A 20,331-nucleotide genomic window follows, 5' to 3' on the forward strand; every position below is an offset into this window, starting at 1 on the left:
GGAGACGTTGATGCCACGACCGCCGTCAAAGGCCGCGAAGGCCTCCCTATATCGACTCACACTCAAGTCGGATCAAGACCTTGTGCTTGGGATTCAGAAGAAGTACCTGGAGGGCGAAAACAGGTTTTCTACCGAAACAGTCAATATAGCAGGAATCGATGGCTTATTTGTTTACGGCGAAATTCCTAACGATGAGCCGGCGTGGACAAAACATGCGGTCTCTGTTACATCTTTCCAGTTCTCGGTTAGGAATCAAACGTCCGCCGGTCTTCTTCTGCTAAGAATCGACAAGAGTGATGACCATGCTTACTGCATATCATGGAGTATGGGTCATCTTCTCATCAACAGCACTCATATCGATGATGGGTTCGGGCTGAGATTCGCACTACGCAAGGCTGACCCGGATGACGTACGTTCGTTGACCTCGCATTCGATCGACACTGTTCCGAGAACTTCAAGGACGTCCGTCATCGGTGGTGCGCCACTCGGGTCTTTCGGGCTGGAAGAGATCGGGGAGATAGTAAGTCGATTCGTTGGTCAAGTAAGCTCCGAAGGTCTTTCGTGTTACGTCAAGCCTTCGTCCATCAAGGTTGGCGACAAGACGATTGCAGGTAGCCCGAAGAAGATAACAGTCAGAGGTGCCGACTCCCTTGGAATCCCTTTGGCCAAGTCTCCTTCGGAATTGATCGCAGACTTGAAGCTGATTGATTCGATTGTTGAGAAAAGCGCCCCGCGTGAAGAGTTGAAACATTTAGAGAATACACAACCACTTCGCCCAGGGAATCCGAAGATTGAACTACTTGAGCAACAACTGGCCAACGACCTGTGCATTGGAGGTAGTGGGCTGGCACTCTCGTGGCCGGCGGAGTTCGACGAAGAGCCAGGGGAGGTTTCGAAGTATCGAATGTCGAACACCGGTGCCGGTCGTCCAAGAGAGTTCGATGAACTGGAACTGGACTGTTTCCTGGAGATCCTCGATGAGCTTGAGCCGGATCTGCGCTTGCGCCGCTTACGCTCTATCAAGGTTCAAGCTAGGGCTGAAGGTGGCACGCCAATGACTAGAGAGATTCCTGGTGATCGATGGCTAACCTATCAGCTTGACTTCGGGGAGCAGCGCTACGTGCTACATAGGGGCAGATGGTATAACGTGGGTGGCGCGTACCTCGACATGCTCAAGGCCAAGGTTGAGCGCATATTTTCTAACAAATCCAGTGTATCTCTCCGCGCATGGCCGAAACAGATTAAACAAAAGAAGTCCGATGGTGCAGAATACATCGGTTGGGCGAATGAGCGCGTGTACAACGATCACGTAATGGGAAGTGTGAGCGGCTTCGTATCCCTCGACAGAAAGCTCGTTTACACCGCGCAGCATCCAGGCGGATTTGAGGCATGCGACCTGTTGAGCCCCGAAGGATATTTAGTTCATGTCAAACGTTTGGACGACTCCGTGGCAGCGAGCCACCTATTCAACCAAGCGATGAACTCTGCCGAAGCGCTTCGGCGGCAGCCTGACGCCTTAGAGAAGTTTCGCGCAAAGGTCGAAAGTGTCAGCGGTGGCCGACGCAAACTCCCCGCCGATTACCGGCCCTCTGTCGTAGTCATCGCATTCGCGGGCAAAGGGGCTTCTCCCGGCGATCTCTTCACGTTCTCTCAAGTGAGCTTGAGTCGATGTGCCGACAGAATTGACAGCCTCGGAGGGATGGAGTTGCAGATCGCATTCATTGAAGAAAGCGACGAAATTGTGACCGATGCACCCTTAGTGGATGAATCGAATTAGAGCAACCGCCTTGTCGTCGTGTAGTTTTGCGCGAGGGAGGTTGCGGCCATTTGGGTCCCCCACCTCTTCCCATGATTGACAGCGACGGAGAATTTCCCGAAGGAACGACGTATCGACGTTCGGGTCTACCAAGCTGTCAACGATATGGAGATGCTTTGCTGTGTTGAAGGTGCCGTCGGTCGCTAGTACGGCCCACGGCGTGCCACTGGTCATCCTTAAGAACTGATAGGCATGTTCCGCGGCAGCTGGGTCTGTTTCGGCGATCCAGTAGCCACCGGCGCGGTTCCGGTGTTGGGCCTGCTGAGTCTGTAGCTCGCGGAGCAGGGCTTTGTGTTCGTCGTCGAAGCCGTGGCCGGCGGCGAGGCGTTCGCGGTACTTGCGGCGGGGTTCGAGGTCCAGGCGGTCGATTCGGTCGTCCGTGAGGATTTCGCCGCCGGGGAGGACCACCGTGTTGTCACCGAGAAGCAGCAGGTCAAGGTGCTCGTCGCGTTCGCGGGCGATCGTGACCGTGCTCGATGGGGACTCCCCTGCTCGAAGGTCGTAGTGGGCCGCGGTTGCTTTGATGCCCTCGGCCAGGATCTCTTGCAGGTCGGCGGCCGGGTCTGCGGTTAGGGCGTCCGCCAGGAAGCGGCCGAGGTAGTCGGCGTAGGCGGAGGCTGGGACGGGCACCGGGACGAAGGCGGATGCGCCGTCGAGGAGGATGACGGCGTGCGGGGTCACGAAGATCTTGTCGGCGCTCTCCTCCATGGGCGGGAGCTGCGCGGTTGTGACTCGCATGTGTTCACCAAACGTAGGGTCCTGTGGCAAGTTCGCTGTCGGTGATGGTGAGCCCGTCGTAGGTCGCTCGCACGACCAGCGACATCGGCTGCTGTCCGACCTGCCGGAACACGTCGGCGAGATGCGCTCGGAGGTAGTGCGTCGCGCCGAGTGATCCGATGCCGTGGATACCCGCGATGTGGATGATCACACGGTTGTCGATCATGTGCCGGGCCACATACGCCACGTCGGCCGGCTGCGGCGTGGGCTCGTCGGAAGGCGAACCGATCCGCGTGCCGTCCTCGGGCTGCTCGATCCACCACCGGCCGCCGTCCTCGATCATGGCCAAGGCGGGGTCACGGGAGAGCAGGTCAGCGCCGATGGGAGCGGACTTCGGGCCGCAGACAACGATCGTGTCTCCGGCCGGCGGCTCGGTCCGGTCGGGCTCGATCTGGTAGCGGGAGGTGGCGAGGGAGAGCGCGGTCAACAGGGCTTCGAGCTGGTTGGCGGTCTCGGCGTCCTCGGCGGCGATCAGCGGGCGTTCGCGGTCGGTCGTCTGGTACCGGTACGGCACGCCGATGCTCACCGGGCCGACGCCGAAGAACGCTCGCTCGGCGGCCGGTGCGGTGCTGCGGATCTGGGTGATCCGGCCCTTGGTGATGCCGAGCGCTCCGGCGATCTCGGTGTAGCTCATGCCCAGCTCACGGTGCGCTTCCTCAATCGCGGCCTTCCGGAGCCGCGCCAGCTCGGTCGCTCGTTGCTGGTAGGTCGTGAGCAGCTCGGTTGCGCGCTTGCCCCGCCGGATCGGGTCGGGGTCGCGCCGGACGCTGTCGAAGTCCTCGGTGCTCACAAGCGCGGAGTTTAGACCCCCTTGACGCCTCCCGTCAGGGGCCGGTACATTGCTGTTTAGACCCCCTAGACACGCCAGGGCGCACTATGGAGCGGGTGTTTAGGGGCCTAAACCGGCCGAGAGGGCCACGACACGAGGAGTTCGAAGAGATGGCGATCAGCAGGGGGCACCGGTTCCCGGTCGAGTTCGATGAGGCGTTTCCGCAGGGTTTGGTGATGGTGGGCGAGGTGTCGCCGGACAACGAGTACCAGTCGCGGGAGGACCGGGCGGCGGGTCGTCCGGCTCGGCAGCGGGTGGACGAGATCACCGGTAAGCGGCAGTGGAAGGTCACGGTGACCGACCCGTCGGAGCCGAACGCGAAGCGGGCGTCGTTCGAGGTGACGTTGCTGGCTGATGTGCAGCCGGTGCCGACCACGGGTGAGGTGCTGCCGGGGATGCGCCCGGTCGAGCTGGAGGGCTTGACCGCGGAGCCGCGTGTGGCTGGCAACGGTGAGTTCAAGTACCAGTCGTACGTGTTCCGGGCGTCCGGGTTCAAGGCGGTCAACGCGGGTGGCGGCCGGGGCAAGTCGCAGGGCGGGCCGGCTGAGTCGGCCAAGGCCGCGTGACGGATGTGGTCACGATGACCTGCCACGACACCAAGCCGCCCAGGTTTCGGCTGAACGAGCAGCCGGGTCCGCCGGGCTACATGTACGAGAACGTTGCGAACCACGTGGCGGCGCGGATCGAGGCGGGGGAGCTGCCTCCGCACACGCCGCTGGCGAGCGAGCGGGAGTTCGCCAAGGAGTACGGCGTCTCGCTCGGCACCGCCCGGCACGCGATCGAGATCCTGCGCAAGCGCGGCCTGGTGATCACGATTCCGTCCAAGGGCACGTTCGTGACGGACCGGCGGAGTTCCTGAACCCGGCACGGGGACGAGTGAAGGAGTGTGACCGTCCCGCTCGTCCCCGTGCCCATCCCACCCACGACCACGAGGGGAGGTGATGGTGGTGTCGCCGAGGCTACCGCGCTCCCGACGCCGCTGGTTCATCCGGCGTCGGTGCTGGATCTGCGGAGGACGGCAACGAGTGATGCGAGACAAAGTGCTTGTCTGTAAGGCCTGCCAACGGAAGTCGACTGAAGGCCTCTGAGTCCGGATAGGACGAAAGCCAACGCGCGAAGGGTTCGTGCGGCGATGTCGTGCGCCCTGATTCACGTCCCGAGTTGTTAGGCGCAGAAGCGGTACCTGGCTACCAACCTTTCCCGCTTCTGCGCTGTCCACACCTGACGGAGCAGACGTTGAAGACCATAGACAACCGTACACAACCAGCGTCAAGAGACCGCGTCCCGGCGCGGTGCAGTGCGTGCCGCAAGTTCGCCCGTTTGGCACCGGGGGACACTGAGTGCGCTACGGGCGCGGGGCGGCTGCCCCTGGACATTCCGTCTGGGGGTGGCCGCTGATGGACGCGCACACCCTCGGAGTTCTCCTGCTCGGCAGTGGCGCCCTGGCCGTGGTCGTGTGGGTGCTGCACAAGCTGGGCAAGGCCCTGGCCGGCCTCGCGGAAGCGCTGGCCGCTGCTGCGGTGGTGTTCCTGGCGTTGTGGTGGCTGTGCAAGGGCCTGTTCTGGGTCCTCGCGCAGATCGTGATGCATCCGCGCACCAGCCTCACCGTGGTCGCGGTGGCGGCCTGGTGCTACTGGCTCGGCTGGCTCTCGCTGGTCGTCACCCTGACCGTGGTGGCGTCGGGCCTGGTGTCCTGGCGGTGGTTCCACCTGGTGTCCTACGACCAGTGGGCGGGGCGGGTGCTGCGGACGTGGTGGCAGAAGTGGGCGATCTACATGCCCAAGCTGCCGGAGTGGCTGCACGCCTGCGGTCTGAGCGTGAAGGACGACGCGATCCCCGTTGACGTGACGGTGACGTTGGTGGGGCGCAAGAAGGTGTCCCGCGAGCAGCGGTCGGCCGGGGTGCGTGTCCCGAAGGTGAAGCGGGTGCGCTCCGGGCCGTCCTGGGATGAGGTTCAGGTCCGGTTGGTGCCGGGGCAGAAGCCGGAGGACTTCGACGACGCCGCTCGGGCGCTGGCCTCGGCTCGGAAGGTGTCGCGTTGTCAGGTGCGGGAGATTGCGCCGAACGTGGTGTCGATCGACTTCCAGCGTCGCAATCTGCTCGCCGCGCCCGTGCCGTGCCCGGAGATCGGGGAGCGGGCGGTGGATCTGCGGCGGGTGTGGTCCGGGCGCACCGAGTACGGGCAGGACTGGCACGTCCCGCTGCACGGCTCCGGAAGTCACACCCTCGTCGCCGGGGCCAGCGGTGCCGGGAAGAACTCGATGATGTGGTGTCCGCTGGTGTCGATCGCCCCGGCGCTCCGGGATGGGCTGGTGCGGGTCTCGGGCATCGACCCGAAGGGCATGGAGCTGGCCTACGGGCGCGGAATCTTCCACCGCTACGCGGTCACGCCCAAGGACGCGCTCGAAGTCCTGGACGAGCTGGTGGCCGCGATGGATGCCCGCAAGGCCGAGTTCGCCGGGCGGGTCCGGAACGTGCCGATCAGCGCCGAGAACCCGCTTGAGCTGGTCGAGTTCGACGAGATCGGCGCCCTGACCAAGTACACCGACCGCAAGACGCGGGAGCAGATCGTGGAACGCGTCGCGCTGCTGACCACGCAGGGCCGAGCTCTGGGCTTCACGGTGCGCGGGTATGTGCAGGAGCCGACGAAGGACACGGTTCCGGTGCGGGAGTTGTTCCCCCGCCGTATCTGCCTGCGGGTGACCTCGAAGTCGCACGTCGGGATGGTTCTTGGTGACCAGGCGTACGAGCGGGGTGCGTGGGCGAACCGGATTGCCGAGACCGAGGCCGGCGTCGGCTACGTCTGGGGCGAAGGACTGCGCGAACCCCTCCGTGTCCGGGCCGGGTGGGTGCCCGACGACACCGTGAAGGCCCTGGAAGCGTTCGTCACCGGCCGCATTGCTTCGATCGGGGGTGCGGCGGCATGACCAGCCATGACGTGGTGCCCTACCTCGACGCGCTGCGGGATCACCTCGTCCGGCATGCGGTGCCCTCGCCGGTGTCGGTGGAGTGCACGACCTGGCGGGAGCCCGTGGCAGTGCACCTGCACGAGGTCGGTGTGGACGGGCTCGCCTCCGCGCTGTTGGCCTGGGCTCGCACGCTCGACGGCGTGACCGTGACCGGGAAGCGGATCGGCAACGGGCAGTCGGTGTGCCTGACCGCCGTGGGCCGGATGGCCACCGGAGTTCCGGTGCACGTCTGGGGCGCTGTCCGGTACGAGCGGGCGGTGTTCCCGGACCTGCCGCGCGGGGTGGAACAGGACGTGGAACTGGCCACCCTGCACGGCTGGGCTCGGCGGGAGGTGGCTGCGTGAGCACTCGTGCTGAGCGGATGCGGCTGCCGCTCTCGGCGGAGGTTATGAAGGCCACGGCGGAGAAGCACGGGGTGTGCGTGCGGCCGTTCACGATGGAGGTCGGCGACCCCGACACCGGCGAGCTCCGCTACGTAGCCGTGCCGTGCGGCTCGACCGTGGAGAGTGTCTGCGCGCCGTGCGCGAAGAAGGCGAAGGCGTTGCGGATGGCGCAGTGCCGGGAGGGCTGGCACCTCACCGAGGAACCCGACTTCACCCCGGCCCCGCCCACGGCTGAGCAGAAGGAGCTGATGGAGTTTCGCGCCGATTTGGTGGCGCGATACCGGGAGGCGGTCGAGCACGGGGAGGAAGGCCAGGCCGACGAGTTGCGGGAGGAGATCCGCGGGGTCGATGAGGAACTTCGGCAACTCGGCATGCGCGGCCGCTTGCCCTCGCCGGATCTGCCGGGCAAGCGGCCGGTGAAGCGGTCGACGAAACGGCGGCAGGACGCGCCCAACCTGCCGCGGAAGAAGGTCGCCAAAACGACAGTGGGCCGGGAGTACGCGGGCAAGTTCCGGCCGTCGATGTTCGTGACGCTGACCTGCGACACCTACGGCCGGGTGCGAGAGGACGGGACGCCGGTCGACATGGCGAGCTACGACTACAGGCGGGCGGCGCGGGATGCGGTGCACTTTGCCTCGCTGGTGGATCGGTGGTGGCAGAACCTCCGCCGGGTCGTGGGCTGGGATGTGCAGTACTTCGCGACAGTCGAACCCCAGAAGCGCACCGCCCCGCACCTGCACGCGGCGTTGCGGGGGTCGATTCCGCATGAGGTGCTGCGGCAGGTCACCGAGGCCACCTACCACCAGGTCTGGTGGCCGCCCCATGACGAGCCCATCTACGGCGGGGATCGGCTGCCGGTCTGGGATGCCCGGGCGAAGGGGTTTGTCGATCCGGAGAAGCACGAGCCGTTGACGCCGTGGGAGGAGGTGGTGGAAGAGGTCGAAGAACCCGCCCACGTGGTGACCTTCGGGCGGCAGGTGCACTCCAAAGGCATCCTCGGCGGCACCGAAGAAGCCGGACGCCACATCGGCTACCTGACCAAATACCTCACCAAGTCCACCGGCGAAGTGGTCGAAGCCACGAGCGCCCGGCAGCGGGAACACCACGACCGACTCCACGCCGAACTCGCCATCACCCCGTGTTCGCCCCGCTGCGCGGTCTGGCTGCTCTACGGCATCCAGCCACTCGGCGCGACCAGCAAGACCACTCCGGGGCACTGCAAGGGCAGGGCGCACCGCAGGACCACGCTCGGGCTCCCCGGCCGGCGGGTCCTGGTCTCCCGGAAGTGGTCGGGCAAGTCCCTGGCCGACCACAAGGCGGACCGGAAGGCGTTCGTGCGGGACATGCTCGCGAACGTCGGCATCGTCAAACCCGAGGAAGACACCTCGCGGCTGATCTGGCGCAAAGTCCAACCCGGCGACCGAGACGCACCACCCCGCGCCCACCTGCTCATGCGGGCCATCGCGGAACGGATCACCTGGAAAGCCGAGTACGACCGCGCACTACTCGCCGCAGGGCCACCACCAGGCGTTCCAGAAACTTCGGCAATTCCGCAAGCTGCCTGATCAGAGGGGGTCTGACATGGAGAACGTGAGCAAGATCGGCCGTCTCTGGACCGTCGACGACGTGTCCGAGTACCTGGGCATCCCGGTGGCGACGCTGTACCAGTGGCGCAGCAAGGGCTACGGCCCCGCCGGGCGGCGAGTGGGGAAGTACCTCCGCTACCGGCCCGAGGACGTGAAGGCCTGGGTCGACGGGCTCGCGGACGAGGTGGCGTGATGCCTCGCCCACCTCTGGAGATCGGCACGTACGGGAAGATTCGGTACTCGGCGCTTCCCGGCGGGGGATGGCGGGCACGCACCCAGTTCCGCGACTTCGACGGCAAGACGCGGCCCGTGGAGCGGACGGGTAAGACGCAGGGCAAGGCGGCTCAACGGCTGCGAAACGCCATCCGCGAGTGGACGGGATCGACGAGCGGGGAGGTCACGCGCGAAACCAAGTTGAAGGACCTGGCGGTGATCTGGATGCAGCAGGTGGAGGACGAGGTGGAGCAGGGGGAGAAGTCGCCGAACACGGCGACCACTTACGGCTCCATCTTGGACCGCCACGTCCTCCCGGGCCTGGGAGAGCTGCGGATCCGGGAGGCGACTGTGGCACGCATCGACCGGTTCTTGGCAGCCCTGCTCAGCAACGTCGGCTCGTCTTCGGCGAAGACCGCTCGGACTGTGCTGTCCGGCATGCTCGGCTTGGCCGCGCGGTACGACGCGATCACCAGCAACCCGACCAGGGACACGCGGCGGATCTCGGCCGGCCAGACGAAGCAGCCGCGGGCGCTGGACGCCGACGAGCGGGCCGAGTGGCTGGCCCAACTGGAGAAGAACGAGAAAGCCGTTCGCTGGGACCTGCCCGACCTGTCCAAGTTCATGATGGCGACCGGCGTCCGGATCGGGGAGGCGCTGGGCGTGTTCTGGGAGGACATCGACTTCGAGGCAGGCACGGTCGACGTCGCCCATACGGTCGTCCGGGTCAAGGGCAAGGGCCTCTACCGCAAGCCTCGGCCCAAGACGAAGAAGAGTGAGCGGGTCCTGCCGCTGCCGTCGTGGGCGCTGGAGATGTTGAAGGAGCGGTGGAACGCGGAAGCCCGGCCGATGGCGAGTCCGGTCTTCGCCAGCACCAGCGGCGGCCTCCGGGACCCGAGCAACGTGCTCCGGGTGATCCGGCAGACGCGGGGTCGTGAGGAGTTCCTATGGGTCACCTCGCACACATTCCGCAAGACGACGGCGACCGCCCTCGACGACGCGGACGTGCCGACCCGGCTCATCGCCGATCACCTCGGGCACGCGCGGGTGTCCATGACCCAGGACGTCTACCTCGGCCGGAAGTCGGTCAACCCCGCGACGGCGGCCGCCCTGGAAGGGCTCCTGGATAACCCGTCCACGGGCAAAAGTGGGGATAAAGCGGGGAGATGATCTTGTCACGGCGCCCCGCAACCACGCTGACCAGGCGAAAGAGTGGGGCGCCTGGGGCTCGAACCCAGAACCTACGGATTAAAAGTCCGCAGCTCTACCAATTGAGCTAACGCCCCGTGAGCTCAGCTTAGCGACCATCGCCCACCACTTCGGCCCGGGGTGGTGCCCTCACCGTCGCCGGGAGAGCTTCTAGTGTGGCCGCACGCCCGGGAAGAAGGAGCACACCGCGTGAAGCTGCTGACCGCCGTCGTGCGGCCGTTCGTTCTCGACGACGTTCGGCAGGCGCTCGAGCGGCTCGCGGTTCTCGGCATGACCGTGACCGAGGTGCAGGGCTACGGCAGGCAGAAGGGGCACCGCGAGGTCTACCGCGGCGCCGAGTACCAGGTCGACTTCGTGCAGAAGCTCCGCGTCGAAGTGCTGCTCGACGACGAACTCGTGGAACGCGCGATCGAGGCGGTCGTCGGGGCTTGCCGGACCGGGCGGATCGGCGACGGCAAGGTTTGGGTGACCCCCGTGGACACCGTCGTCCGCGTCCGGACCGGCGAGCGCGGCTCCGACGCCATCTAGCGGCGAGCCGTGCGCCGCAGCCAGAGCAGGCCGATCACCGGCAGCACCAGCGGGATGAAGAGGTACCCCTCGCCGTAACCGGACCACACCGTGGCGTCCGGGAAGGCCTCCTGGTCGAACACGCTCAGCGTCCCGACCACCAGCACGCCGAGCAGCTCGATCCCGATCGCCGCCACGGCCAGGCGGAACGAACCCTCGCCGCGGCGGGCCAGTGCCACCGTCGCCACGATGTAGATCACCGCGGCCAGCGCGGACAGCGTGTAGGCCAGCGGCGCCTCGTGCCACTTCGTCGAGATCTGCACCGCCGCGCGGGACGTCGCGGCCAGCGCGAAGATCCCGTACACCGCGACCAGGATCCGGCCCGGCCCGGTCGCGGTGGTGCGCCGCGTCCCCTGCTCCGAAGGCTCAGCCATGCCCGGCACTCCAAATCTGGTGAATCCGCTCGACCATCACCGGAATCGCCAGGCACGCGACGCCCAGGATGACCGTGCTCGACCGGCTCCGCTCGGCCAGCGCCCACGCCGCCCCGACCGGCAGGATCACCAGCGACCCCACGAGGTAGGCCAGGTACGTGACCATGCTCCCGGGCCGGTCGCCGCCGATCAGCAGCACGACCCCGACGACCAGCTGCGCGACGAGCAGGACCTCGACCACCCCGAGCGCCACCAGCAGCGCGCGCCCCGGCTCCCGGCCCCGCGCGGCGGCGACGAAGGCCCACACGGCGACCAGCGCCGCGCTCACCGCGACGGCCACGCCGAACCCAGTGATCACCGGTCCTCACCCACCGTCGAACGCCATTACCGGTCGCAGCTTAGCCGCGTGGCGCGCGCCACCAGCTGAGAGGAGCTGGGCCAGCGGAAAATCACCCACCGGTTTCCCGTCCACCCGGATGGCCGTACCGCGGCCGCTCCGCCGATACCGCCGTGACCTGTGCAGAGGGGCCGGACCCCGGGAAATACGCGGCAAACGGGTGGTGGAAAGTCCACGGGGCTCACCGTCCGTGAACCCGAAACTCTTTCCACGCCGCCGGTTCGGCGGTGCGGCAGGCCGCCGTCCGCGAGGGACCATGGCACCTGGGCAGGGCAGTGGTAGCGATCGAGGGGGATCGGGTGATCTTCCAGTTGAACTGGCGCGGAAACCCGGAACGGATATTCACGACGATCTTCGCCATGGCCACGGACCGGACACCGGGCCTGGGGCCGCCGGGCCGCTGCCCGCAGCGCGCCTGCCCGTGTCAGGCGAGCGCCTCCAGCGACTCCCGCAGCTTTCCCTCGACGGGCACCGGGCGCCTGGTCTCGCGGTCCACGAACACGTGCACGAAGTGACCCTCGGCGACCGGCTCGCCCCGGTCCGACCGGAAGATCCCGATCTCGTAGCGCACGCTGCTGCGGCCGAGGTGCGCGACCCGCAGGCCGATCGACAGCACCTCGGGGAACGCGACCGAGGCGTGGTAGTTGCAGTGCGACTCCACGCACAGGCCGATCACGCCGCCGTCGTGGATGTCGAGCCCGCCGCGCTCGATGAGGTAGGTGTTGATGACCGTGTCCATCAGCGCGTAGTGGACGACGTTGTTGACGTGCCCGTACACGTCGTTGTCCTTCCAGCGGGTGGGAACCTGCTGCCAGTGCGGGTACGAGGTCACGGCCGGAAGCTTAGGGCCTCTACTCTGGGGTGATCGTTCACTCGTAGGGAATCTCAAGATCACTTGACCGGAGTAGCGCCGCGCTGGGAACCTCTTCCCATCGGGTACCAAGAGGGATGGACCGTCGCCGAGATCACGGTCCGCGTGCTGGTCGACGCCGGGATCCGGCGTGCCTACACCGTGGCCGGTGACGCGTTCCTGGAACTGCTCGACGCCCTCCGGTTCGAGCCGCTGATGGCGTTGGTCACAGCGCGCCAGGACACCGGCGCCGCGTTCATGGCGGAGGCCGAGGGCAAGCTGCGGGAGGTCCCGGCGCTGCTGCTCGGCGGCCCCGGCCCGGGCATCGCGGACTTCCTGGTCGCCGTGCGCTCGGCCTACCAGGACGGTTCGCCGATGGTCGTGCTGGTCGAGGACCGCGCGAGCGTCCGGCTGGCCGGTCCCGGCATCCAGGACGGCCTCGCCGAGCTGGACCCGCTGACGTTGTTCGGCCGGTTCGCGAAGTGGACCGGCCGCGCCGAGACGGCCGCGCAGGTGCCGGTGCTCGCCGCGCAGGCGGCCCGCGCCGCGCGCGAGGGGCGCAAGGGGCCGGCGATCCTGGCGGTGCCCGCGGACTTCTGGGTCGCGCCGTTCGACGGCACGATCCCGGAGCCGGAGCAGCGCCCGGACGACACCGGCGCGGTGCTGCGGTCCGCGCACGAGGTCGCCGCTCTGCTGGCCGACTCGCGCTACCCGGTGGTGATCGCCGGCGGCATCGGGCGCAGCGCGCGCAAGGACCTGATCGCCGCCGCCGAGCAGCTCGGCCTGGCCGTCTACACCGCGTTCCGCCGCCAGGACAGCTTCCCGGAGAACCACGCGCGCTACGCGGGCCACCTCGGTGTGGGCATCCCGCCGGGGCAGCTCGACGCGCTGGAACGGGCCGACGTGGTGCTGGCCATCGGCACCCGCCTCGACGACGTGACCACGCAGAACAACCGGTACCCGCTGCCCGCGCAGACCCTCGTGGTGATCGGCCCCGGCCTGCCCGCCACGCACCGGCGCGGCCTGACGTTCCGGATCGACTGCGAGGTCGGCCCGTTCCTGCGGCAGCTGGTCGCGGTCGGCGTCGCCAGGTCGCGGCGCAGCTCGGCGGCCAACGCGGCCACGCACACGCACATGACCCCGCCGCGCACCAGCCCGGACCACCCGCTGGTGCACCCCGCGGACGTGGTGCGGGTGCTGCGCAAGGTGGCGCCCGAGGACACCGTGGTGGCCGCGGACTCGGACAAGACTGCCCGGTTCGTGCACCGGTACTGGTGCTTCACCGAGCCGCACACCCAGATCGAGCCGCCGGACGGCGTGCGGGGCTACGCCGTGCCCGCGGCGCTCGGCGCGAAGCTGGCCGCCCCGAAGCGCACGGTCGTCGCTGTGATTTCGGACGCCGCGGCCATGATGACCGGGCAGGAGCTGGAGACGGCGGTGCGGTACCGGGCGCCGATCCTCGTCGTGGTGTTCCAGAACGGCCTGTACGCCGACGTCGCCATGCACCAGGCGGCCAAGCACGGCCGGCTGGACGGGGTGTCGCTCACAGCGGTGGACTTCGCGGCCTGGGCGCGCTCGTTCGGCGCGGCCGGTTACACGATCGAATCGCCCGAGCAGCTGGAGCCGACTATGCGGCGGGCGCTGCAGCACCAGCGGCCGAGCGTGATCGACGTGCGGACCGATCCGGACGTGATCGATCCGGACACCCGGCTGTCCGCGCTGTTCCAGCGGTCACGCAAGACCTAGCGTTCGCGACGGATCTGTGATCTACTGGTGTCGGTCTTCGAAGATTTTGTGTTCGTGTTCAGGCACGCTCGCAAGATTTGGCGGGCGTAGTGGTTCCCCACTCGGGGAGGCAAACCGATCCGTCATTGACCCGGCGCACCGGAGCGGTGTGCCGTTTTGTTTGCAGTATATGGAGATTTTTTCATGGCTCAGGGCACCGTGAAGTGGTTCAACTCCGAGAAGGGGTTCGGCTTCATCACTCCCGACGATGGCGGCGGCGACGTCTTCGTCCACTACTCGGAGATCCAGGGCCGCGGCTTCCGCACCCTGGAGGAGAACCAGCGGGTTGAGTTCGAGATCGGCCAGGGCCAGAAGGGCCCGCAGGCGACCGGGGTCAACGTCCTCTGATTCGACTTCGAACGGCAGCCCCCACCTCTTCGTGAGGCGGGGGCTGCCTTCGTTTTCCAGCCCTTCGAACCGGTGTGCGCAATCCCGGCGACCTCGGTCCGGAAGATCGCGCCGTCCGGTACCTTCATGCGGGTGTGGTTCGAGGGCGAGGGGTGGAACCGATGACTGCTACCGCGACGCGGCCTGCCGTGCCCGGTGGCCCCGGCGGTGGAGTGCCGGAACCCGCCGCGCCCCCGAACGCCCCGCGCGGAGGCCTGGCCGGCCTGTTCGAGCTGCCCGGCGCCGCGGTTCGCGGGATCGCGCGCTCGGCCCGCACCACACCGGGCCGCCTGACGGTGATCGCGGTCGGGCTCGTCGTGCTGGCGCTGGTCACCGGCGTGGTCGCGACGATCACGCTGCAGGAGCGCAAGAACACGATCAACGACCTCATCGACCACCGCGAGCCGCTGGCCGCGGCCTCGCAGGAGGTCTACCGCTCGCTGTCGGACGCCGACGCGACCGCGGCGAGCGCGTTCCTGGCGATCGGCGTCGAACCACCGTCGCTGCGCCAGCGGTACGACACCGCGATCGCGCGCGCCGGCGTCGCGCTGGCGAAGGCCGCGTCCGACTCGGCAGGCGTGCCCGAGGCCGCGGCGCAGGTCGAGATCCTGACCCGCCAGCTGCCCGTCTACACCGGCCTGGTGGAGACCGCCCGCGCGAACAAGCGGCAGGGCTTCCCGGTCGGCTCGTCCTACCTGCTCGAGGCCTCCAGCCTCATGCGCACCACGATCCTGCCCGCCGCGCAGGACCTGTACCACATCGACACGGACCGGCTGGCCGAGGAGCAGGACGACGCCAGCAGCTTCCCGTGGATCACCACGTTCCTCGTGCTCGCCCTGCTCGCGGCGCTGATCACGACCCAGGTGTACCTGACCCGCAAGACCAACCGCGTGCTGAACGTGGGGCTCGTGATCGCCACCGCCGCGACGGTGCTCGCGCTGCTCTGGGGCGGCGTCGCGGTGACCGTGCAGAGCGTCCTGGTCAGCAGTGGCGACGAGGACGGCAGCCACCAGGTCGACGTGCTGGTCCGCGCCCGCATCGCGGCGCTGCAGGCCAGGGCGAACGAGATGCTGACCCTGGTCGCGCGCGGGGACGGCGGAACGTACGAACAGGACTTCAACAGGCTCGCGCCGCAGGTCACCGGCCTGCTGAACGAGGCACGCGGGTTCGCCACCGGCGACATGGCCCGCGAGGTGCAGGGCGCGGCGGACAGCGCGGAGCGGTGGCTGAACACGCACCAGGAGATCCGCGCCAAGGACGTCGACGGCGCCTACTCCGACGCCGTGAAGCTCGCGGTCGACTCGTCGGTGCAGGGCGGCGCGGCCACGACGTTCGCCAACCTCGACGACGCGCTGGTCGCCGCGATCGGGCACGGCAGGCAGGCGTTCCTCGACGACACGCGCGGCGGTGACCGTGCGCTGACGCTGCTCGCGCCCGGCTTCGCGGTGCTCGCGGTGGTCGCCGCGGCCGGCGCCACGATGGGGATCAGGGACAGGCTGAGGGAGTACCGCTGATGGCTCGGGGGAAGGTGGCCGCACTCGTGGCGGCCGTCGCGCTGCTGGCCGCGGGTTGCGGCAGCGCCGGGACGCCGGCCGACCCGGCGCCGGTCGGTGACGTGCAGGCGCCGCTGCCCGCCGGGGTCGGCGGCGGGGACACGGGCAGCGGCAGCGGCGCGGACAACAACTGCGACACGCGCAGCCTCTCGCCGAACGGCTCGATCCCGTCCGGGTCCACGATGGACAAGATCCGCGACCGCGGCCGCCTGATCGCCGGTGTCGACCAGACCAACTTCCTGTTCGGCTTCCTCAACCCCTCCAGCGGCAACCTGGAGGGCTTCGACATCGAGATCGTCAAGCAGATCGCGGCGTCGATCTTCGGCCGCTGGGAGGGGCACATCCAGTGGGTGGCCATCCCGTCGTCGGCGCGCGAGGACGTGCTGAAGGACCACCAGGTCGACATCGTCGTCCGGACCTACAGCATCACCTGCACCCGGATGAAGGACGTCGCGTTCTCCGCGCCCTACTACCAGGCCGGGCAGGCGGTGCTGGCGGCGAAGAACTCCGGCATCCGCGGCCTGCAGGACCTCGGCGGCAAGCGGGTGTGCGCGGCGAAGAACTCGACCTCGCTGTCGACGATCAGCACCGCGCCGTCGCGCCCGGTGCCGGTGTCGGTGAACAACTGGTCGGACTGCCTGGTGCTGATCCAGCAGGGCCAGGTCGACGCCATCTCCACCGACGACGTGATCCTCGCGGGCATGGCGCGGCAGGACCCCAACCTGGAGGTCGTCGGCGAGCCGTTCACGCGCGAGTTCTACGGCGTCGGCATCCCGCTGGGCCAGGACGACATGGTCCGGTTCGTCAACGCCGTGCTGGAGAACGTCCGCAACGGCAGCGCGTGGCAGAACACGTACAAGTACTGGATCGAGCCGGCGCTCGGACCGGGTTCGCCGCCGTCCGTGTCCTACCGCTGAGGGGGTGTCCACAGTGTCCGAAGAGGAGCGTCGACCGCGCCACGCGCGCCCGGACGACCGGCCGATCACGGGTTCGCTCGCCGACGAGCCCGGCACCGGGTGGCACAGGCCTGCCGACGAGCTGAGCGGCGCCCGGCCGACGCCGATCGGCGAACCGGTGCCCTCGGCAGCCGAGACGCAGATCATCGAGCCGGTCCGCCCGCCCGCGGAACCCGTGCAGCCGGACGACGTGCAGCTCACCAGCGTGCTCGCCTCGCCTGCGCCGATGACCGAGATGATCCGGCCGCCCGCGCCGCCGCCGGAGCCGAGCGGCCCGGCCGTGCTGCCGGACCCGGGCACCGACAGCGTGCTGCCCGAGCGGTCCAGCGGGCACACCGGGTCGGGCAGCCAGCCCGGCACCGGGCCGGGCACCGGAGCGGGCACCGGCACGGGCGCGTTCCCGGGCACCTCGCGGCGCACCGGGCGGCGGACCCGGCGCGGTCGTCTCGGGGCGGGCCTGGTCGAGGTGCCGCCGGTGCCCTACCGCGACCCGGCGTCGGCCGTCCTCACGAACCCGGTGGTGTCGGAGGAGAAGCGGTACTGCGGCAACTGCTCGGCGAAGGTCGGCCGGGGCTCGGCCGGGCCGGAGGGCGTGTGCGAGAAGTGCGGCACCGCCTACTCGTTCCTGCCCACGCTGCAGCCGGGCGACCTGGTCGGCGGGCAGTACGAGGTGCTCGGCGCGATCGCCTACGGCGGGCTCGGCTGGATCTATCTCGCCAAGGACCGCAACGTCAACGACCGCTGGGTCGTCCTCAAAGGACTGATCGACACCGGCGACCCGACGGCCGTCGCGGCGGCGGTGAACGAGACGCGGTTCCTGGCCGAGGTCGAGCACCCGAACATCGTCAAGATCTACAACTTCGTGCAGCACCCGGACGCGCGCACCGGGCACGCCATCGGCTACATCGTGATGGAGTACATCGGCGGCCAGTCGCTGCGGCAGCTCGCGCTCGCGCACCAGCGCGCCGCCGGGCGGCCGGAGCCGCTGCCGATCGCGCAGGTCATCGCGTACGGCCTGGAGATCCTGCCCGCGCTGGGGTACCTGCACAGCCAGGGGCTGCTGTACTGCGACCTCAAGCCGGACAACGTGATCCAGACGCACGAGCAGCTGAAGCTGATCGACATGGGCGCGGTGCGGCGGATCGACGACTACACCAGCCCGCTGTTCTTCACCACCGGCTACAGCGCGCCGGAGCTGACCACGCACGGCGCGTCGATCGCGTCGGACCTCTACACCGTCGGCCGCACGCTGGCCGTGCTGAGCTTCGAGTTCAACGGCTACACCACGAAGTACAAGGCCGGGCTGCCGACGCCGGACGAGATCCCGCTGTTCAAGCTGTTCGGCTCGTACTACCGGTTCCTCAAGCGGGCCACGCACCCGGACCCGGACCGCCGGTTCCTCTCCGCGGAGGAGATGGCCGACCAGCTCGCCGGTGTGCTGCGCGAGATCATCTCGATGGGCACCGGGAAACCGCGGCCCGCGGTGTCCACTGTGTTCGGTCCGGAAACCAACACGTTCGGCGTGGACCTGGTGGTGCCGGAGGCGGGCTGGACGGTGCCGCTGCCGGACGCCGTCGAGGTCGTGTCCGGCCTGCCGATCCCGCAGGTCGACACCGACGACCCGGCGGCCGGTGTGCTGGCGACGACGACGGCGCTCGACCCCCGCGCCGCGATCGACGCGCTCGCCGGGGCGCCGCCGGACTCGATCGAGGTGCGGCTGCGGATCGTCCGCGCGCGCATCGAGCTGGGCGAGCTGGCCGAGGCGAACCGCCAGCTGCAGGCGGCGCAGTACCTGGCCATCCGGGCCGGGTACCCGCACGACTGGCGCATCGACTGGCACCGCGGGCTGATCGAGCTCGCCGGCGGGCGGCCGCGGGTGGCGAACGTCGCGTTCGAGACCGTGTACGACGACCTGCCCGGCGAAATCGCGCCCAAGCTCGCGCTGGCGGTCAGCGCGGAGGGCATCGGCGACTACTTCACCGCGGCGCGGTTGTACGAGCAGGTGTGGCGCACCGACCGGGCGTACGTGAGCGCGGCGTTCGGGCTGGCGCGGGTGTACCTGGCGCAGGGCGCGCGGGCGGGCGCGATCGAGGTGCTGGAGTCGGTGCCCTCGACGTCGACGCACTACGTGGCGGCGCAGGTGGCGGCCATCAAGATCAAGACCCGGGCGAGCGGGCCGAACACCTCGGTCAGCGAGGCGGATCTGGTCGACGCGGGCGTGAAGCTGGAGCAGTTGCGCCTGGACGCCGAGCGGCGGACGCGCATCTCGGCGGAGGTGCTGGAAGCGGCGTTCACGTACGTGCAGGGCGCACCGCCGGGATACCGCACCAGCGCGAAGGTGCTGGGCTGCGAACTGTCCGAACGGGACATCCGCTTCGGACTGGAACGCTGCTACCGCACACTGGCGCGACTGGCCCACACGGCGGGCGAGCGGATCGAGCTGGTCGACCGGGCCAACTCGGTGCGCCCGCGCACGCTCACCTGACCCGGCCACCGCCCACCAGCTGACACGCCCACCCAGCCAGCTCGCCACCCCGGGGTGGCCGACTGGCCACCGGCAAGCGCGAACACGCCACCGGGAGCGGCCAACTCGCTGCCCGGGGCGCCACTGCCACCCGAAAACGGTCAACCAGCCGCCCGGGCGGCCAATACGCCGCCCGCAACGGCAGACTTGCCGCTGGGAACGGCAACTCGCCGTCGCAACGGCAGACTTGCCGCTGGGAACGGCAACTCGCCGCCGGGGCGGGGAACTTGCCGCTGGGAACGGCAACTCGCCGCCGGGGCGGGGAACTTGCCGCCGGGAACGGCAACTCACCGCCGGGGCGGGGAACTTCCCGCCGGGGCGGGGAACTTGCCGCCGGGAACGGCAACTCACCGCCGGGGCGGGGAACTTCCCGCCGGGGCGGCTAACCTGCTACCCAGGGCGTCCAACTCGCCGCCCGCAGCGGCAAACACCCTGGTGGGTCCGCGTGTTTGCGGTTCGCCGCGCCGTGCTGGTCGAGGGGGCACGGATTGAGCGTCAGGGGTTGATGTCCCAGTCCTCGCGGCGTTCGGTCCGCGCCTGGGAGAACTTCTGCAACGCCTCGGGATCCCCGTGCGTCGTGAAGTGTTCCAGTCCCACCTGGACGAACAGTCCCCGCGCGCGCACGGCCACCGGGCCGTCGGCGGAGTCGAGGTGCCCGTCGGCGCTGGCGTAGATCTTGCGGCCGGCCACGCCGTCCACGCGCGCGGCGATGAACAGCGTCGTACCGACCGGAACCGGCCGCAGGAAGTCGGTTTCCAGCTTGCCGGTCACCGCGGGGCGGCGCAGCAGATTGCCGACCGTCGAGCCGAGCGCTTCGTCGAAGGCGCACGCCAGCAGGCCGCCGTGGGCGAGCCCCGGCGCGCCCTGGTGCGCGCTCGTCACCGGGAACTGCGAGTACACGACTCCGGCGTCACCGACGGTGGAGTGCATGTGCAGACCGTTGTCGACCTCACCGCACCCGAAGCACTCGGCGTAGTGCATCTCGAGTTTCGTGCCCGGCCCGGGCGCCTTGGGGTGGATCTCCGGCTGTTCGGTCTGGACCGGAGGCCACGGATTCGCAGGTCGGCGCTTGTCGCTCACATCGGACACGGTAACCGGTTCTACCCCGAAAACGACGGGCTACCCCGGCTTCGAAGAGACAAAAACCACGACAGGA

The 20,331-nt window shown here is 68.6% G+C and carries 20 protein-coding genes and 1 tRNA gene; 14 read left to right on the forward strand and 7 right to left on the reverse strand.

Annotation, left to right across the window (positions count from 1 at the left end; translation table 11 throughout):
• The first annotated feature begins 10 nt into the window (after positions 1-10).
• Positions 11-1,777 (forward strand): DUF6119 family protein, encoded by a 1,767-nt coding sequence (locus L2C96_RS06995; RefSeq protein ID WP_272882125.1) that lies wholly within the window; start codon positions 11-13, stop codon positions 1,775-1,777.
• Here L2C96_RS06995 and L2C96_RS07000 read toward each other — a convergent pair.
• Positions 1,757-2,524: a hypothetical protein gene (locus L2C96_RS07000; protein WP_237335602.1), complete on the reverse strand. Its 768-nt coding sequence runs from the start codon at positions 2,522-2,524 to the stop codon at positions 1,757-1,759. The genes L2C96_RS06995 and L2C96_RS07000 overlap by 21 nt on opposite strands.
• A 34-nt stretch (positions 2,525-2,558) precedes the next feature.
• The gene (locus L2C96_RS07005) at positions 2,559-3,383 is read right to left on the reverse strand and encodes a hypothetical protein (RefSeq protein WP_237335603.1); all 825 of its coding nucleotides are present in this window, start codon (positions 3,381-3,383) and stop codon (positions 2,559-2,561) included.
• Positions 3,384-3,532: 149 nt separating this feature from the next.
• Between L2C96_RS07005 and L2C96_RS07010 the strand changes: the two genes are divergently transcribed.
• The 7 genes from L2C96_RS07010 (at position 3,533) to L2C96_RS07040 (ending at position 9,743) form a co-directional block, all read left to right on the forward strand.
• Positions 3,533-3,988, forward strand: coding sequence for a hypothetical protein (locus L2C96_RS07010; RefSeq protein ID WP_027933484.1), 456 nt, complete (start codon positions 3,533-3,535; stop codon positions 3,986-3,988).
• Positions 3,985-4,281 carry a winged helix-turn-helix domain-containing protein gene (locus L2C96_RS07015; RefSeq protein ID WP_372491173.1) on the forward strand — a complete coding sequence of 99 codons (297 nt, stop codon included), beginning with the start codon at positions 3,985-3,987 and terminating at the stop codon, positions 4,279-4,281. Before L2C96_RS07010 ends, L2C96_RS07015 begins: the two co-directional genes overlap by 4 nt.
• A 538-nt stretch (positions 4,282-4,819) precedes the next feature.
• Positions 4,820-6,349, forward strand: a complete 1,530-nt coding sequence (locus L2C96_RS07020) for an FtsK/SpoIIIE domain-containing protein (RefSeq protein ID WP_237335604.1) — start codon at positions 4,820-4,822, stop codon at positions 6,347-6,349.
• Complete coding sequence (locus tag L2C96_RS07025; RefSeq protein WP_237335605.1) at positions 6,346-6,735, forward strand: hypothetical protein; 390 nt, start codon at positions 6,346-6,348, stop codon at positions 6,733-6,735. The genes L2C96_RS07020 and L2C96_RS07025 overlap by 4 nt, the downstream gene beginning before the upstream one ends.
• A gap of 17 nt (positions 6,736-6,752) precedes the next feature.
• Positions 6,753-8,339, forward strand: coding sequence for a replication initiator (locus L2C96_RS07030; protein WP_237335645.1), 1,587 nt, complete (start codon positions 6,753-6,755; stop codon positions 8,337-8,339).
• A 16-nt stretch (positions 8,340-8,355) separates the two neighbouring features.
• Positions 8,356-8,553 carry a helix-turn-helix transcriptional regulator gene (locus tag L2C96_RS07035; RefSeq protein ID WP_237335606.1) on the forward strand — a complete coding sequence of 66 codons (198 nt, stop codon included), beginning with the start codon at positions 8,356-8,358 and terminating at the stop codon, positions 8,551-8,553.
• Positions 8,553-9,743, forward strand: a complete 1,191-nt coding sequence (locus L2C96_RS07040) for a tyrosine-type recombinase/integrase (RefSeq protein WP_237335607.1) — start codon at positions 8,553-8,555, stop codon at positions 9,741-9,743. The genes L2C96_RS07035 and L2C96_RS07040 overlap by 1 nt, the downstream gene beginning before the upstream one ends.
• A gap of 43 nt (positions 9,744-9,786) precedes the next feature.
• Here the strand turns inward: L2C96_RS07040 and L2C96_RS07045 are convergent.
• Positions 9,787-9,859, reverse strand: a tRNA-Lys gene (locus L2C96_RS07045).
• A 112-nt stretch (positions 9,860-9,971) separates the two neighbouring features.
• On the opposite strand from L2C96_RS07045, the gene L2C96_RS07050 reads away from it, so the two are divergent.
• Positions 9,972-10,310 carry a P-II family nitrogen regulator gene (locus tag L2C96_RS07050; protein WP_237335608.1) on the forward strand — a complete coding sequence of 113 codons (339 nt, stop codon included), beginning with the start codon at positions 9,972-9,974 and terminating at the stop codon, positions 10,308-10,310.
• Here L2C96_RS07050 and L2C96_RS07055 read toward each other — a convergent pair.
• From L2C96_RS07055 to L2C96_RS07065, 3 genes are all read right to left on the reverse strand, one after another.
• The gene (locus L2C96_RS07055) at positions 10,307-10,723 is read right to left on the reverse strand and encodes a hypothetical protein (RefSeq protein WP_039791501.1); all 417 of its coding nucleotides are present in this window, start codon (positions 10,721-10,723) and stop codon (positions 10,307-10,309) included. The two genes, L2C96_RS07050 and L2C96_RS07055, sit on opposite strands and share 4 nt — an antisense overlap.
• Complete coding sequence (locus L2C96_RS07060; RefSeq protein ID WP_017985578.1) at positions 10,716-11,081, reverse strand: hypothetical protein; 366 nt, start codon at positions 11,079-11,081, stop codon at positions 10,716-10,718. The genes L2C96_RS07055 and L2C96_RS07060 overlap by 8 nt, the downstream gene beginning before the upstream one ends.
• A 463-nt stretch (positions 11,082-11,544) precedes the next feature.
• On the reverse strand, positions 11,545-11,952 hold the full coding sequence (locus tag L2C96_RS07065) for an acyl-CoA thioesterase (RefSeq protein WP_020418292.1): 408 nt from the start codon (positions 11,950-11,952) through the stop codon (positions 11,545-11,547).
• A gap of 99 nt (positions 11,953-12,051) precedes the next feature.
• On the opposite strand from L2C96_RS07065, the gene L2C96_RS07070 reads away from it, so the two are divergent.
• The 5 genes from L2C96_RS07070 to L2C96_RS07090 all read left to right on the forward strand — a co-directional run bounded on the left by L2C96_RS07070 (position 12,052) and on the right by L2C96_RS07090 (position 19,136).
• Positions 12,052-13,716 (forward strand): thiamine pyrophosphate-binding protein, encoded by a 1,665-nt coding sequence (locus L2C96_RS07070; protein WP_425550236.1) that lies wholly within the window; start codon positions 12,052-12,054, stop codon positions 13,714-13,716.
• A gap of 183 nt (positions 13,717-13,899) precedes the next feature.
• Positions 13,900-14,103: a cold-shock protein gene (locus tag L2C96_RS07075; protein ID WP_017985575.1), complete on the forward strand. Its 204-nt coding sequence runs from the start codon at positions 13,900-13,902 to the stop codon at positions 14,101-14,103.
• Between the two features lie 161 nt (positions 14,104-14,264).
• Positions 14,265-15,656, forward strand: a complete 1,392-nt coding sequence (locus tag L2C96_RS07080; protein ID WP_237335609.1) for a GlnX family signal transduction membrane protein — start codon at positions 14,265-14,267, stop codon at positions 15,654-15,656.
• A complete protein-coding gene (locus tag L2C96_RS07085; RefSeq protein WP_020418289.1) occupies positions 15,656-16,612 on the forward strand; it encodes a glutamate ABC transporter substrate-binding protein in 957 nt (318 codons plus the stop codon). The genes L2C96_RS07080 and L2C96_RS07085 overlap by 1 nt, the downstream gene beginning before the upstream one ends.
• A gap of 13 nt (positions 16,613-16,625) precedes the next feature.
• Positions 16,626-19,136, forward strand: coding sequence for a serine/threonine-protein kinase (locus L2C96_RS07090; RefSeq protein WP_020418288.1), 2,511 nt, complete (start codon positions 16,626-16,628; stop codon positions 19,134-19,136).
• Positions 19,137-19,670: 534 nt separating this feature from the next.
• On the opposite strand, the gene L2C96_RS07095 is transcribed toward L2C96_RS07090, so the two are convergent.
• Positions 19,671-20,156: a PaaI family thioesterase gene (locus tag L2C96_RS07095; protein WP_020418287.1), complete on the reverse strand. Its 486-nt coding sequence runs from the start codon at positions 20,154-20,156 to the stop codon at positions 19,671-19,673.
• Between the last annotated feature and the right edge of the window lie 175 nt (positions 20,157-20,331).

This window comes from Amycolatopsis tucumanensis (assembly GCF_021654135.1).
In the GTDB taxonomy this organism is placed as follows: domain Bacteria; phylum Actinomycetota; class Actinomycetes; order Mycobacteriales; family Pseudonocardiaceae; genus Amycolatopsis_E; species Amycolatopsis_E tucumanensis.